Source organism: Clostridium sp. AM34-9AC, from assembly GCF_003480225.1.
Lineage (GTDB): Bacteria > Bacillota > Clostridia > Lachnospirales > Lachnospiraceae > Acetatifactor > Acetatifactor acetigignens.
Window position 1 is genome coordinate 23,859 of the sequence record NZ_QUIU01000028.1, and the last position, 15,926, is coordinate 39,784.

General features: G+C 36.9%; 9 protein-coding genes. All 9 read left to right on the forward strand.

Features of this window, described 5'->3' with window-relative positions:
• Nucleotides 1–23 precede the first annotated feature (23 nt).
• The 9 genes from pglX (at nt 24) to plsX (ending at nt 15,905) form a co-directional block, all read left to right on the forward strand.
• Entirely contained in the window at nt 24–4,370 is a 4,347-nt protein-coding gene (gene pglX, locus DW835_RS14810) for a BREX-1 system adenine-specific DNA-methyltransferase PglX (protein WP_118731365.1), read from the forward strand.
• Between the two features lie 43 nt (nt 4,371–4,413).
• Nucleotides 4,414–5,754, forward strand: coding sequence for a hypothetical protein (locus tag DW835_RS14815; protein WP_117466983.1), 1,341 nt, complete (start codon nt 4,414–4,416; stop codon nt 5,752–5,754).
• A gap of 45 nt (nt 5,755–5,799) precedes the next feature.
• Entirely contained in the window at nt 5,800–7,278 is a 1,479-nt protein-coding gene (locus DW835_RS14820) for an RNA-binding domain-containing protein (protein ID WP_181968743.1), read from the forward strand.
• 169 nt (nt 7,279–7,447) lie between these two features.
• Nucleotides 7,448–9,994: a BREX-1 system phosphatase PglZ type A gene (gene pglZ / locus DW835_RS14825; protein WP_117466979.1), complete on the forward strand. Its 2,547-nt coding sequence runs from the start codon at nt 7,448–7,450 to the stop codon at nt 9,992–9,994.
• 27 nt (nt 9,995–10,021) lie between these two features.
• Nucleotides 10,022–11,686, forward strand: coding sequence for an AAA family ATPase (locus DW835_RS14830; protein WP_117466977.1), 1,665 nt, complete (start codon nt 10,022–10,024; stop codon nt 11,684–11,686).
• A 15-nt stretch (nt 11,687–11,701) separates the two neighbouring features.
• Entirely contained in the window at nt 11,702–13,789 is a 2,088-nt protein-coding gene (gene brxL / locus DW835_RS14835; protein ID WP_118731366.1) for a protease Lon-related BREX system protein BrxL, read from the forward strand.
• Between the two features lie 172 nt (nt 13,790–13,961).
• A complete protein-coding gene (locus tag DW835_RS14840) occupies nt 13,962–14,486 on the forward strand; it encodes a DUF177 domain-containing protein (RefSeq protein ID WP_117466975.1) in 525 nt (174 codons plus the stop codon).
• A gap of 2 nt (nt 14,487–14,488) precedes the next feature.
• A complete protein-coding gene (gene rpmF / locus DW835_RS14845; protein WP_022154380.1) occupies nt 14,489–14,668 on the forward strand; it encodes a 50S ribosomal protein L32 in 180 nt (59 codons plus the stop codon).
• A gap of 208 nt (nt 14,669–14,876) precedes the next feature.
• On the forward strand, nt 14,877–15,905 hold the full coding sequence (plsX, locus tag DW835_RS14850; RefSeq protein WP_117466973.1) for a phosphate acyltransferase PlsX: 1,029 nt from the start codon (nt 14,877–14,879) through the stop codon (nt 15,903–15,905).
• Nucleotides 15,906–15,926 lie beyond the last annotated feature (21 nt).

Here is a 15,926-nt window from a genome sequence, read left to right on the forward strand (position 1 = left end):
AGCTTGATTGGAGGATATAGCACATGAACAAAAATGCAATTAAGAAATTTGCAATAGATGCAAGAAATAAACTGATAGCATCCGTTACAGATAAGGCTGGTATGCTTGGAATTACACCGGATAATTGCAGTGAAGCAATCACAAAAGGTGCTGATTTTGAGGTATACAAGACTGCAGCAGGAACAGAAGTAACGCTTAACAAAAAACAGTGTGAGCAGAGAAGAAAACTGGTAGACCAGATTCATGCAAGAGGCTTTGAAGCGGTAGTGGAAGAAGTGGCATATACATGGTTTAACAGAATCTGTGCTATTCGTTTTATGGAAGTCAATGACTATATGTATCCTGTAAGAGTTCGTGTGCTTTCTTCTGAAAAAGAAGGAAAGAATGAGCCAGATGTGGTAACAATGGCGCCTGAAATTGACTGGGATTTTACAGATAAAGAAAGAGAAGAAATCATTGATGCCAAGATGAATAACAGGCTTGATGATTTATTCAGAATGCTCTTTATCAAACAGTGCAACCTGCTTCATGAAGTGTTACCGGGACTTTTTGAAGAGACAGAAGACTATACAGAAATGCTTCTTAACATCTCATTTACGAATGAAGCTGATGTAATTCGTATGCTTGTAGATGGTATTGATGAAAAAGATTTTAACATCACAACTGTTGATGAGGATGGCAAGGCAGCAGGACAGGTAGAAATTATTGGCTGGTTATATCAGTATTACAATACAGAGCCTAAAAATAAAGCATTTGCCAAGAAAGCCAAAATCACAAAAGAAGAAATACCAGCAGTTACCCAGCTTTTTACTCCGGACTGGATTGTACGATACATGGTTGAAAACAGCCTTGGCAGAATGTGGTTAGAAGGACATCCGGATGAAGAACTTAAGAGCAAATGGAAATACTATCTGGATGAGGCAGAGCAGGAAGAGTCTGTGCAGCATGAACTTAATAAGATAAAGGCAGAGTATGCAACTTTAAAGCCAGAAGATATAAAGCTTATTGATCCTTGTATGGGTTCAGGACATATTCTGGTGTATGCGTTTGATGTATTTATGCAGATATATGAAAATGCAGGATGGTCACAGAGAGATGCTGCACAGAGCATTATACAAAACAATATATACGGGCTTGATATAGACGACAGAGCTGCTCAGTTGAGTTATTTTGCAGTATTGATGAAAGCAAGACAATATGACAGAAGAATCCTGACAAGAGGTATAGAACCAAATGTATATGCTGTGCAGGAGAGTAATGGCATCAATCGAGGTCAGCTTAAATATTTTGGTGTTGGATTGGTAGAAGAAGAGAAAAATGCATCTTTAATGCAGATAGAAGGACTTCTTAATATATTGAATGATGCAAAGGAATATGGCTCTTTGCTTAATGTGGAAGATTATGATTGGGAGTTGTTAGAGAAATTTGTGGAGAATACAGATACAGAAAGCCAAATTTCTTTTGAAACATATGGATTAGATGAGACAGCGGAGCAGCTGAAACGATTGATTAGAATTGGCAAGGTGATGGCACAGAAGTATGAGATAGTTGCTACTAATCCACCATATGCAGGAACAAGTAATCTAAGTGCAAAAGTAAACAATTTTGTGAAGAAGAACTATCCGGATAGTAAGGCGGATTTATTCGCAGTGTTTATTGAACGATGTGGTGAAATGCTTAAGAAAAATGGGTATCAGGCGATGATTACACAGCATGCATGGATGTTTTTATCTAGTTTTGAAAAGTTGCGTGTTAAATTGCAACAACAAACGATTGTAAATATGGCACATTTAGGAGCTAGAGCTTTTGAGGAAATTGGGGGAGAGGTTGTACAGACCGTAAGCTTTGTGATGTTAAAACGTGGAGAAAACAGATACAAAGGTGTATATTGTCGATTGCTTGAACCAACTACTCAAAAAGGAAAAGAAGAAATGTTCCTTAAAGGCGAAAATCAATATGAAGCAATTCAAGATCATTTTGGAAAAATACCAGGAGGTCCTGTGGCATATTGGATAAGTGATACTATTCGTAGCATTTTTGAAAAATTTAAAAGATTAGATGAAATTGCTACACCTAAAAGAGGGATGTGTACATGTGGAAATGAATTATTTTATAGATTTTGGCACGAAATATCGTATATTGAATTTTGCGATCCGCTTTTTTGCAGGGATCATGATGGATGGGTGCCACTAAATAAGGGAGGAGAATATAGAAAATGGTATGGAAATTTATGGGAGGTTGTAGATTGGAAGAATAATGCTGAGAGATTAAGACAATATCCAACTGCTCAGATTAAAAATGAAGAATTTTATTTTAGACCTGCCATAACATGGTCATCATTAACTACAGGTAATTTAAGTTTTAGATATACAGGGGATGGATTTATATTCGATCAGGCAAGTAATGGTGTTTTTCCTGAAGGTGATAAATACTATTATTATATCGCTTTTTTAAATTCTAAGATAACAGTCTTATTATTGAACATTATTAATCCATCTATGAATGTTTTAGTTGGTGATATTGCTTCTTTGCCTATAATATTTGATAATGACTATAAAGAAACTATAGATATGCTGGTTGAATCGTCAATTGAAATATGCAAGATTGATTGGAATTCTTATGAAATATCGTGGGATTTTTGTAAACATCCTCTTATGCCTCAAAGGGAAGAAGAAGGAATTACTATTTTTGCAGGAATGAAAATAGGAGAGGAAAAATGGATAAAGAAATTGTATGATGGAGAAGTGTGCTTTAGTCCAGTAGGAGATTTTATTGTAGAAGGAGAAACTACCGGAAACAATGAGCAAGGAGATAAATATGAAGGTGTTTTTGCTAGATTAAAAAAAGACAATCCACTTATTAGAAAAATGAATGAAACATTAGGAGATGATTTAGAAAAGATACTAGATGGAGATTATGTGTTGCTAAGGCGTAAATCGTGTAAAGAAGTTCCAGTATTGTGTTTATATGGCATGTATAAAGAAGATGCGGAGGAAATAGAAAGAAAAATGCTTAAGGATGGCACAGTACAGAGTACTCTTCAATTTCAATTATCTAATAAAATGTATGATGAATTCTTGAATGCTGATTTGACAAATGATGAAAAAATAGAACCTTGGAGTATGGGGATGAGTTTAGGACATTTTCAAATTGCTATAGAAAAAGAACTTGATAAAAGAGGAATACAACATAAAGCTGTAAAAATTAATTATGATTTATCAGACACAGAAGAATTTTTCATTGAACCAACAAATAACTATGATGAGCTAGCACATAAATCAGATAGACTGAATTATCAGAAAGAAATTAGATGGATATTACCTAATATGCATCAAATGGATAAATTAGTACTTCCGTATACTCCATTAAGTAAGGAAAGTGTTGGTATAGCAAAAGGAAAAATAGTGTTTAAAGTTGATGTAGCAGGTCATGTTAAGGAGTCGGTGTCAGTTGCATCTTGTTTTAATCGTTGGCAAAAAAATTGTAATGAACAATTTGAAAAATTGAAACAGAATGAAGAAGAATTGAATCGTATTTTTATTAATATTTATGGCTTACAAGAAGAACTTACACCAGAGGTAGAAGATAAGGATATTACGGTTCGTAAGGCTGATCTATCTAGAGATATTCGTAGTTTGGTTTCCTATGCGGTTGGATGTATGCTTGGACGATATTCTCTTGATGAAGAAGGATTGGTTTATGCCGGTGGTGACTGGGATAATAGTAGATATAAGATATTTCTTCCGGATGAAGATAACTGTATTCCAATTACAGATGAAGAATATTTCTCTGACGATATTGTTGGTCGTTTCGTAGAATTTGTGAAAATAGTATATGGAGCAGATACTTTGGAAGAGAACCTTGATTTTATTGCAAATGCATTAGGAAACAAAGGGAATACATCAAGAGAAGTCATTCGTAACTATTTTTTGAAAGATTTTTATGCAGACCATTTGAAAGTATATCAGAAGCGGCCTATTTACTGGCTCTTTGACAGTGGTAAGCAGAATGGTTTCAAGGCACTTATTTATATGCATCGCTATGATGCAGACACAGTTGGCAGAGTAAGAACTGATTATCTACACAAGGCACAAAAATATGTTGAGACTGCAATGCAGAGTGCTCAATATACGATTGACAATGCAACATCAGCATCAGAGAAATCGAAAGCCACAAAAGCGGTAACTAAGTATACTAAACAGCTTTCAGAGATGAAGATATATGATGAAGCCATTGCTCATGTAGCCAACCAAAGAATTGAGATTGACTTGGATGATGGTGTAAAGGTAAATTATGCGAAATTCCAAGGTGTGGAAGTGTCACAGGAAGGTAAGAAATCATTAAAAGTAGATTTGTTGGCAAAGATATAACTATTGCATAGTACACATAAATTAAAGGTGGTGCCTATTAGACATGATAAGTCGTAATACAGATAATTTTACAGGATATATAATTCAAGGTGAAGAAAAAATATATTTCCATGCACAGGATAAGGTGTTTAACTTTATAACAGAGGGTGTAGGGATATTTGCTGAATTTTCAAAAAGCGTAATGAAATCGCCGGATCATTTTTTGCATGGATATTCAACGGATGGTTATCAGATTGCTTTATATACTGGATATGATGAAAGAAAAATATCAGCAAACTATAAATTACGACCGGGAATTTACCTTGTGAGTACAGCTAATTTATGTAGCTATGATATGTCTAAAATGCAAGCAATAGAGTTTATTGGTGGAACTCTTAATAATTTGTATCAGCAGACCCAAATTGCTACAAAATATGACGAAGAAAGAAAGTGCTATATTAAAACATATCCTGTATTTAAGAAAGAATATTCTGTAAAAATAAAAGATATTGAATGCAAGCTTATTTTGCAAAATATGCCATCAGAGAATAGTCCATCAATCATGAATTTGATTGTGAGATATGAATTCCCAAAGGAAATGCCCATAAAAATTATAAAACTTACTTATAATGTTTTGATGAAAATATGTAGGTTTATGACAAATAGAGAAAATGTTGGATTCGATGAAGTACGTCTCTATCAGATTGATGATGAAACAGGTAAGTGGTTTAAGTTTGCTGACGGATTTTTAGATTATCAGTATGACAATTTTACAAATAAAAAATATCAGCAGAATATTTTATTTGATGATATAGATGAGTGTATAGCCAACTTACATTCTGTGATGTCTGCTGACACAGAGGGAAAGGCAACTTATTTATTTGATTTTTATTCAGATAATGATAAAGACTATAGCATATTGTCTGATGATAAGATTAAAAATATATGTTCTTCAATTGAATGCGAATTAGATTTTGTGACGGATCTCAAAGATGATGAAAATACTAATTTGGAAGATTTAATTAAAAGTGTGAAAGCGGTAATTAAGCAACACAGAAAGTCAGATAAAAAATTAGAAGATAAAACTTATGATATGATATTTAACAGTATATCTCATTGGGGCATGGCTAATAGTAGAAAGATATACTTACTTTATAAAAAACAAGATTATTATATGAAAATACTTAACGAAAAGGCTAAATTGTCATGTACAGAAGAAGATATTGCGGCTTTTGTAAAATATAGAAATGACATTACACATGGAAGATATAGAACTTTAGATTCTGTAATTGCTGCGACGGCATATGCATTGATGGCATTGGCATATTGTTGTTTTTTATTACGAATGGGAATAAAAAACGATAAACTGAAACTTTTATTTGAAACTAATAGAATTGCTTCTTGAGTAGTTTTGAAATATTCAAGTTACATGCAGGAGGTTTTGTTATATATGAAACAGTACATATTAAATGAATTGAATCTTGGCGAGGATCATGAACGAGAATGCAAATTGGCAACCGGTGGACTTCCTGAGAGTATATGGGAGACTTATTCTTCTTTTGCAAATACAAATGGTGGCACAATTCTGCTTGGAATTAGGGAACACAGAGATTCTTTTACGGTTGAGGGACTGACAGACAAGCAAATTGTTAAATATCAAAAGGATTTCTGGAGTACATTGAATGACAGAAATAAGGTGTCAAAGAACATCTTACTGAATCATCATGTCAGACCTATGGCTGTTGGAGAAAAGAAAATATTAAGAATTGATGTTCCAGCAGCAGATAGACATGATAAGCCGGTATACATTGGGACAGATCCGATGAAAGGTACTTATAAAAGAGATTATGAAGGTGACTTCCTTTGTACAGAAGAGGCAGTCCGTGCGATGTTTGCTGACCAGAGAGATGTATCTGGTGATGTGGAAGTGCTGGATGAGTTTGGATTGGAAGTGCTGAATCAGGATACAATAAAAGGTTATAGAATTATTTTTGAACAGCTTCACAGTGGACATCCTTGGAATGCTTTGGAAAATGATGAGTTCCTTATGAAACTAAGGGCGGCAGCAAAAAATAAGAATGGTACATTATCTCCAACAATAGCAGGACTTTTATTCTTTGGAGAGGCTTATCACATTACAGAAGTTTTTCCTAATTATTTTCTGGATTATCGTGAGGAATGCGATGATAAAGCGGTACGCTGGTTATTCCGGACACATTCTAACGAAGGTGATTGGAGCGGTAATATATATGACTTTTTCTGCAAGGTGCGTACCAGAATGGACGATGAAGTAGCGGTTCCATTTGCAAATAGACGAAATGGATATCGGGTAGACAGAGTAGATGTGCACGATGCATTGGAAGAAGCATTGGCAAATGCACTGGCACATGCCAATTATTATGGTAGACGAGGAATTCTTGTAGTAAAGAAGGGTAAAGAACTAAGTATTTCCAATCCCGGTACTATCAGGGTAACAAAAGAGGAATTTTATGCTGGTGGCAATAGTGATCCACGAAATCCGAATATCTTAAAGATGTTTGGTTTTGTAAATGTTGGTGAGCGTGCAGGAAGTGGTGTCGATAAGATTATGACAGCATGGGCAGAACAAAATTGGAAGAAACCGGAATTTGATTTCTCAGAGCGCAATGACAGGGTAACATTAAAGCTTGAAGTTGGACAAGTGGTATATATTCCGGGAGCTGCTGATATCAGAAATGAAAATGCAAATCAAGTAGAAGTAGCTGCTGTGTCAAAAGAAGATAAAATACTTGAGTATATCAGGCAGAATGGAAGTATTTCTTCTCAAAAAGCCGCTGATATAGGTGGTTATAAGTCAAAGACAGGAGCAAGAAAATTACTTGATAAGATGATAGAAAAAGGATTGATTACGAAGATTGGAAATGGACCGGCAACTAAATATGTGATTTAGTGGTCACATTACTATTTATCGAACACTTTATTGAACACTATCGGACACTTTTGGGGCTATCGGATACAAAGTGTTCGATAAGTGACCATTTATCGGACACTTATTAGCATAGGCTGAATAAAAATATTTGTGCAGAGACTATCTGCTCAAATGGATTAGAAGGTGAAATATGGATTTACAGAACATACAGGAGCAATTAAATACAGAATTTGCCAAGTCAGAGACAAGAATCATATTCTGGTTTGATGATAAAGGTGAATACGAGGATGAGGTATCGGAACTGCAGCTTGGTGGTGTAAAGCTGCATATTCTTGATGGTACAAACTGGCTCTATTCAAAGTATCTATTAAACGAAGAGGATAGAGAGAGTAAATATCTTGTCTATGCAGCCTTTGCAAAGCCAAGTGATGCAGAGAATCCTCTCGCAGATATGTATTATTACTCAACACCTTATTATACAGACAGAGTATCGCAGATGTCTCAGGAGATTGGCATTGATAATCGTTTTAAGGAGCATTTATCACAGTATGCCAATTTCTGGAAGAATAAGCATCGTATTGAGAAGTTCAAGGAACTTGGAATTGATCATTACAATGCTCAGACAATTGATATTGGTTTGATTGCTGTACTCACGGATGTAAAGACTCCAAATTTTGAGGAAGTAGTTAAGCAGATGATGCTCGGTGACAATGAGAAGTATTTTAAGGCATTAGATGATAATGGACTGACTGATAAATTCTGGGAGCTTTGTGAAAAATTCTTTGGATATAAATCTGAAAAGCCGAACATGGATGATTTGTCCGCTTGTATGATATTAACATATGCGTCATCTACATTAAAGGCTACGGTTCCGGAAGCAATGAGGTCTTATATTCTTAAGAAGCGTAATGATGTTGTGGTCTTTATCCGTAATATCATGGACAATGTAAATTATCAGGATGCCTATGACGAACTGGTAGAAAGAATAAATAAATCATTGCGTTTTGTGACAAGAATACAGGATGGATTAAAGAAAGATGTGGAGAAGAAAAAAGACAGTTCTCTCCAGATGTCTGACATTTTTGCATGTGATGCGTTTGCCGGGTTAGATGACATTATTATTGATTGGGCATTGGAACAGTTAAATGATGAGATTTTAGATGCACAGATTGATGGACTTAATATTGCTCAGGTAGCTGACCAGAGAATGTCTAAGGCATATCATTATAGCGAAAGATACAAGAATGAATATACGACTATCAAGTATGCGTATTTGATGATGAAGTCTGTATCACTTATGGAGTTTTCGAGTGATATTAAGACATTGGTTGCAAATTATCAGAAAGAGTCTTATTTGATAGATTCATATTATAGATGGTTTTATTATGCATATGACCAGATTGAAGATAACAGTAAATTCTCTGATGTAAGACAGAGAGTAGAGAATATTTATGCGAATACATATTTACAGAAGATAACACCGAAGTGGAATGAGAGTTTTACAAATGATGTAATGAATGCTACAGACCTGCCAAAGCAGGAAGATTTCTATAAGCATTATCTTAGAGGCTACGATGGAAAGCAGAGAGTCATTGTTATTATTTCCGATGCTTTTCGATATGAGTGTGCAAAGGAACTTTTCGGTAGATTGGAATTGGATGAGAAGTGTACACCGAAGATGGAGTGTATGCTTAGTTGCCTGCCTTCTGTTACATCAGTAGGAATGGCGAGTCTCCTTCCACATAAAGAGATGCAGGTAGATGGTAACTTGAATGTGACTGTTGATGGACAGGCATGTGCAAGTATGGAACAGAGAGACAAGATACTGAAATCTTATAATGAAAATAATGTGGCATTGTCATTTGATGAAGTGGCAAATGCTAATCAGGCTCGAATCAGGGAGCTGATTCAAGGCAAGAATATCGTGTACATCTATCACAATCAGGTTGATGCAAGAGGAGACAAGCCTGCAAGTGAGAATGAGGTATTCAATGCTTGTGCAGAGGCGATAGAAGAGATACATAAGTTGGTTAGAAAGCTGACCATATATGTGTCTACACCTAAGTTTTTTATCACTGCAGATCATGGCTTCTTATATAAGAGAGACAGATTACAGGAGTTTGACAAGGTAACTTATCCAAAGGATAAATGCCTTTATACAAACAAGAGATTCCTCATTACAGAAGATGCAGTAAATGAGCAGGGAATCATGGCAAGAACAATGGCATATCTCAATAAACTTTATGTGGATACTCCGGTAGGAGCAGATATTTTCAAGGTTGCTGGAGGTGGACAGAACTATGTACATGGTGGTACGTCCTTACAGGAGATGATAGTTCCGGTCATTGAACTTACAACGAATACCAGAGGCGTAGCATACGATTATGTGGATGTTGTCCTTACATCTGTTACCCGTAAGGTGACAAACCTTATCACATACTTTGATTTTATTCAGACAGAGAAAGTCACAGACACCATGAAAGCAAGAAGTATCGTGGCTTACTTTACTACGGAGGATGGCGAAAAGATTTCATTTGATGTGCCGATGATTGCTAACAGCAGGGAAGATGCACCGGAGAAGAGAACTTTCCACGAGAAGTTTACTTTGAAATCAAGAGAATATAAGCATGGAGACAAGTATTATCTTGTATTGGCAGATGCAAATGATGAGAATAATATCTTGCAGCAGTATGAGTTTATGATTGATATTGCGTTTGTGGATGATTTTGGATTTTAAATTACGTTAGGATATGGAGTTGAAAAAATGCAACTAGTAAATTTTTCAGTTACAAATTATAGAAGTATAACAAAGGCACATAAAATAAATCTTCAAAATATTACAGTATTAGTTGGAAGAAATAATGAAGGAAAATCTAACATACTTATGGCACTAAATGTTGCGATGGAAACAATGATGCAACATGCTAATCATGCAAATGTACATGAACGTTTGTATGATTGGCAAAGAGATTTTCCAGTTCAATTGCAACAACGAAAGAATAACCTAGATTCTATTTTTAGATTGAATTTTAGATTGAATCATGATGAAAATACTGAATTTTTTAGGACAACCGGAATTAGAAGTAATGAGGATATACCCATTGAACTTAAATATGGACAAGATAATAGAGCTAAAATAACAGTTCCAAAGAAAGGATCTTCTTCATTTAATGATAAATCAGAAAAAGTAACTGCATTTATATGTGAGAGAATTGCTATTAATTATATACAGGCAGTAAGAACAGAAGATATGGCTATGGATGTTATACATAGACTAATATCTACAGAGTTATCAAAGCTATATGATAATGAAGAGTATAAATCCGCAGAACAAACAATTTACAATTTACAAGAAGCAGTATATAACGATATTGCAAATAGAATATTAGCACCTTTGCAAGAATTTTTACCACAGCTTACAGATGTGGAAATAAAATCTAGAGGAAGAAGATTAGTATGGCGCGGATTTAGAAACGATGTAGATGTAATTCTAAATGATGGTACGCCAACAAGTATTCTTTATAAGGGAGATGGAATAAAGAGTTTAGTATCATTAGCGATACTAAAGGAATCGAAAAATGAGATAGGTGCATCAATAATTGCAATAGAAGAGCCAGAGTCACATTTGCATCCCGAAGCCATACATAGCTTAGTAAATGTGATAAATGGTATTTCAGAAAATCATCAAGTAATTATAACAACGCATAATCCGTTATTCGTTCAAAGAAATAATATATCAAATAATATTATAGTAGATCATGGCACCGCTAAACCAGCAAAAAATATTAAGGAAATTAGAGAATTATTAGGTGTTTTACCAGAGGATAATTTGATTAATGCAAGTCATGTACTGGTAGTAGAAGGAGAGGATGATAAGATAGCATTAAATAAAATTTTATCGTCATTGAGCCCAACTATAAAAGATGCACTTATAAAAAATAAATTGGTGATACAACCGCTTGCAGGTGCAACAAACTTAAATTATGAATTATCTAGGCTTAGATCTTATGTATGCAGATACTTTGTATTTCTGGATGCAGATGAAGCAGGATATGATGCAGCGGAAAAGGCAATTGAAAAAGGTTTGCTATCAGAAAGTGATGTGAAGTATTCAATATGTAATGGAAATAATACAGCAGAGTTTGAAGATTGTCTAAAAAAAGATTTTTATATAGAGGCGATAAGAAATAAATTTTCGGTAGATTTAGGGGTGACGTCATTTAGAAATAGTAAAAAATGGTCAGATAGAGTAAAGACTGTATTTTTATCTCAAGGACAACGATGGACAGATGCTGTTGAGAAAAAGGTAAAAATGGAAGTCACAAAATTGATACCTGTAGAAGATGCGGATTCAGTATTAGATGAGCATAAAAGAGGTTCAATCGATGCGTTAGTCAATGCCTTGGAGAATATGCTATCTCAAAGATAAAATATGGAGGTAATTATGGATAGATACACTGATATAAATATTAAGGAAGCGTATGATATTGAGAATCCTAGAGATACTATCAAACAAAAGCTCCGCCAATATTATGATGGTCGTATTGTTCGCAAGGATTTAACTAAGGCAATCAGAGAAGGCGCAAATGTTCCTGTATATGTACTTGAGTATCTTCTCGGACAGTATTGTAATTCTGATGATCAGGAGATTATTGACGAGGGAGTAGACAATGTGAAGCGTATTCTGCGTGATAACTATGTCCGCCCGGATGAAGCACAGAAGATATTGTCTCTTCTTCGAGAGAGAGGCAGTTATACAGTTATTGACAGGATTACAGTAGTGCTCAATACCAAGGAAGACAGATATGAAGCAACATTCTCTAATCTTGGAATTAAGAATATTCCTATCAGTGCTGACTATGTAAAAGATTATGACCGCCTGCTTTGTGGCGGTATCTGGTGTATTCTTCAGCTTGACTATGAGTTTATTGAGGAAGATAAGAAGAATACACAGCCTATCCGTATCAGAAAGCTGACACCGATTCAGATGCCACATGTGGATATGGATGAGGTAAAGAATGGTCGTAAGGTATTTACTAAGGAAGAGTGGATGGATATTTTGCTTCGTTCTACTGGAATGGAGCCGGACAAGCTTTCTGACAGAGCAAAATGGCTATTGATTGCCCGTATGATTCCGCTTGTTGAGAATAATTTTAATATGTGTGAATTGGGACCTCGTTCTACAGGTAAATCATACATATATGAGCAGATTTCTCCAAACAGTATCCTTGTTGCCGGAGGACAGACTACGGTTGCAAATCTGTTTTATAACATGTCTAACAATACAGTAGGTCTTGTCGGAATGTGGGATGTTGTAGCATTTGACGAGGTTGCCGGTATCAAGTTTAAGGATAAAGATGGTATCCAGATTATGAAGGGATACATGGCATCAGGTGCATTTTCTCGTGGCAAGGCTGAGATACAGGCAAAGGCATCTATGGTTTTTGTAGGAAATATCAATCAGAGTGTTGAGACATTGCAGAAGACATCAAGTCTGTTTGATCCATTTCCTCCTGAAATGGGTACGGATACGGCTTTCCTTGACCGTTTCCATGCATATATACCGGGATGGGAGATTCCTAAGTACAGACCGGATTCATTTACAAATGATTATGGATTTATCACAGATTATCTATCAGAGTTTATGCGTGAGCTTCGTAAGGATAATTACAGCAATATAGCAGAGAAGTACTTCAAATTAGGAAGTAATTTAAATCAGAGAGATGCAATCGCTGTTCGTAAGCTGATTTCCGGATTTATCAAATTGATTTATCCGGATGGAGAAGTAAGCAAGGAAGAAGTTGCAGAGATTATGGATATTTCACTTGAGCTTCGTAGACGAGTAAAAGAGCAGCTTAAGAAGATAGGTGGAATGGAATTCTATGATGTGAACTTCTCATATATAGACAATGACAGTTTTGATGAGCATTTTGTAACTGTACCAGAGCATGGCGGTGGTAAGATGATTCCTGAAGGTATGGGCAAACCGGGCTGCTTATATACAGTATCAAAGTCAAAGACTGGAATGATTGGCTGCTATCGTTTGGAAACTCAGATGATGCCGGGAAATGGAAAATTGACTTGCACAGGTATTGGTTCAGGGAAAGAGCCAAAGGAAGCAACCAATACAGCATTTAATTATTTAAAAGCTAATTGTAATGCAATATCTGGAAATATCAGTACAACAACTAAGGATTACATCATCAATTATCAGGATATGCAGGGACTTGGAATGACGGGAAATCTTGCACTTCCTACGCTAATTGCTATTTCATCAGCGGCACTTAGTAAGCCCCCCATCAGCAGTCTTGCAGTACTTGGTGAGATCAGTATTGGTGGAACACTGATTAAAGTAGAAGACTTGGCAAGTACATTGCAGGTGTGCCTTGATAGTGGAGCTAAAAAAGTTCTTCTCCCAATCACATCAGCAGCAGACCTTGGAACCGTACCGTCTGATTTAGTTGGGGCATTCAGTTTAATATTCTATTCTTCTCCGGAAGAAGCAGTTTATAAGGCATTGGGAGTTGACTAGGCAGATATTTTTATGCTTCGTAGAGCAATCGTGCATTATAAGAAAATAGTATGAAAATCCCACAAAATTTTGTTGACAAAAGCACATACCATATGTATAATAAGTCAGTGTGTGAATCAACACATCGTAGGAGACTTGTGTTTTCTACGCAACATATTGCATAGGAGTCGCTATGTTAGTAAGTTTATCTGATGTATTAACATCCGAAGGCAAGGTAGAGACTGTTGCCATTCCGCTTGAGATGACAAGCTTTAAGAGCCGCCAGGGAGATTTCTCTATTACGGAGAAGACACCCATTAATCTTACTTTTACCAACATCGGTGTGAACAAGGCAAAAGTAACCGGCACTGCAGAGCTTACCTTTGACACGAAATGTGACAGGTGCCTTACTGAAGTACCTACAGCAATGAAGCTTAAGTTTGACAGAATCGTTTATTCTCCGGAAGCGGAAGTAAGTGAGGAAGAAGATACCGAGCAGAGCTTTATGGATGGATGGCAGCTGGATGTAGAGGCTTTTGTGTACGATGAAATTCTGGTGAATTGGCCGGCAAAGATCCTGTGTAAGGAAGACTGCAAGGGTATCTGCCCTGTATGTGGTCAGAACAGGAATCTGAAGGAATGTGGTTGCGATACTTTCGTACCGGATCCTCGTATGGCAGCAATCCAAGATATCTTCAACGCGAATAAGGAGGTGTAACGATGTCTATTTGTCCTAAGAATAAATCTTCCAAAGGTAGAAGAGATAAGAGAAGAGCAAACTGGAAAATGAGCGCTCCTACATTGGTAAAGTGCAGCAAATGTGGTGCACTGATGATGCCTCACAGAGTTTGCAAGGCTTGCGGTTCTTACAATAAGAAGCAGGTCGTAAGCGTTGATTAATTGATAAATCAATGAAGCGAAATTAAGTGAAAAGAGAAGAGGAGATTCCGGATGGAATCTCCTTTTGCTTTCACAAAAAAATCACTTGCTTTTTATATACGCCTTTAGTATAGTAAGAATGAATCTGCCATCATCAAACTGTTTGGTGCGATCCACGGAGCGGTTTGATGATGAGCGGATAAACACAAACAGGTAAAGGAACGACGAAATGGCAGAATATGTAAATGTTGCTGTAGATGCGATGGGAGGAGATAATGCTCCCACCGAGATCGTAAAGGGCGCTGTAGAGGCTGTCAATGCGGACAAACGTGTCAAAGTATTCCTGGTAGGTAAGGAGCCGGTGATCCGGGAAGAATTAAAGGCATATACCTACGATGCAGAACAGCTGGAAGTCGTACATGCCGAAGAAGTCATCGAGACTGCAGAACCTCCGGTTATGGCGATCCGCCGTAAGAAGGATTCTTCCATTGTCAAAGCCATGTATATGGTGAAGAACGGTGAATGCGATGCTTTCGTATCCGCAGGAAGTACCGGTGCAGTACTGGTAGGCGGACAGGTGATCGTAGGCCGTATCCGTGGCGTGGAGAGACCTCCTTTGGCTCCCCTGATCCCTACGGAGAACGGTGTCAGCCTTTTGCTGGACTGTGGTGCCAATGTGGACGCAAGACCTTCCATGTTAGTACAGTTTGCCAAGATGGGCAGTGTCTATATGGAAAGCGTTATGGGCGTTAAGAATCCCAAAGTCGGTATTGTGAATATCGGTGCTGAGGAAGAGAAGGGTAATGCGCTGGTCAAGGAGACTTTCCCTCTATTGAAGAATTGTCCCGAGATCAACTTTATTGGAAGCGTAGAAGCCAGAGATATTCCGGCAGGTGTGGCAGATGTCATCGTCTGTGAAGCGTTTGTCGGCAATGTGGTACTGAAAATGTACGAGGGCGTCAGCTCCGCACTGCTGCATCAGGTAAAGCAGGGAATGATGTCCACACTGCGCAGTAAGATCGGCGCACTGTTAGTAAAGCCCGCGCTGAAGAAGACCTTGAAGAGCTTCGATACCTCCCAGTACGGAGGAGCTCCGCTGCTTGGCTTAAACGGTCTGGTAGTGAAGACCCACGGAAGCAGCAAGGCTGTGGAAGTGAAGAACTCCATCCTGCAATGCATCGCATTTAAGGAAGAGAAGATCAACGAAAAGATCAAAGAGCAGATCGGTCTGGAAGATAAGGCTGCAGAAAATAATTAAAATTACAAAATATTTGGAAAG

What these genes read in the sequence shown, in the direction of transcription:
- pglX (WP_118731365.1), top strand. Translation starts at nt 24, where the DNA reads ATGAACAAAAATGCAATTAAGAAATTTGCAATAGATGCAAGAAATAAA.
- DW835_RS14815 (WP_117466983.1), top strand. Translation starts at nt 4,414, where the DNA reads ATGATAAGTCGTAATACAGATAATTTTACAGGATATATAATTCAAGGT.
- DW835_RS14820 (WP_181968743.1), top strand. Translation starts at nt 5,800, where the DNA reads ATGAAACAGTACATATTAAATGAATTGAATCTTGGCGAGGATCATGAA.
- pglZ (WP_117466979.1), top strand. Translation starts at nt 7,448, where the DNA reads ATGGATTTACAGAACATACAGGAGCAATTAAATACAGAATTTGCCAAG.
- DW835_RS14830 (WP_117466977.1), top strand. Translation starts at nt 10,022, where the DNA reads ATGCAACTAGTAAATTTTTCAGTTACAAATTATAGAAGTATAACAAAG.
- brxL (WP_118731366.1), top strand. Translation starts at nt 11,702, where the DNA reads ATGGATAGATACACTGATATAAATATTAAGGAAGCGTATGATATTGAG.
- DW835_RS14840 (WP_117466975.1), top strand. Translation starts at nt 13,962, where the DNA reads ATGTTAGTAAGTTTATCTGATGTATTAACATCCGAAGGCAAGGTAGAG.
- rpmF (WP_022154380.1), top strand. Translation starts at nt 14,489, where the DNA reads ATGTCTATTTGTCCTAAGAATAAATCTTCCAAAGGTAGAAGAGATAAG.
- plsX (WP_117466973.1), top strand. Translation starts at nt 14,877, where the DNA reads ATGGCAGAATATGTAAATGTTGCTGTAGATGCGATGGGAGGAGATAAT.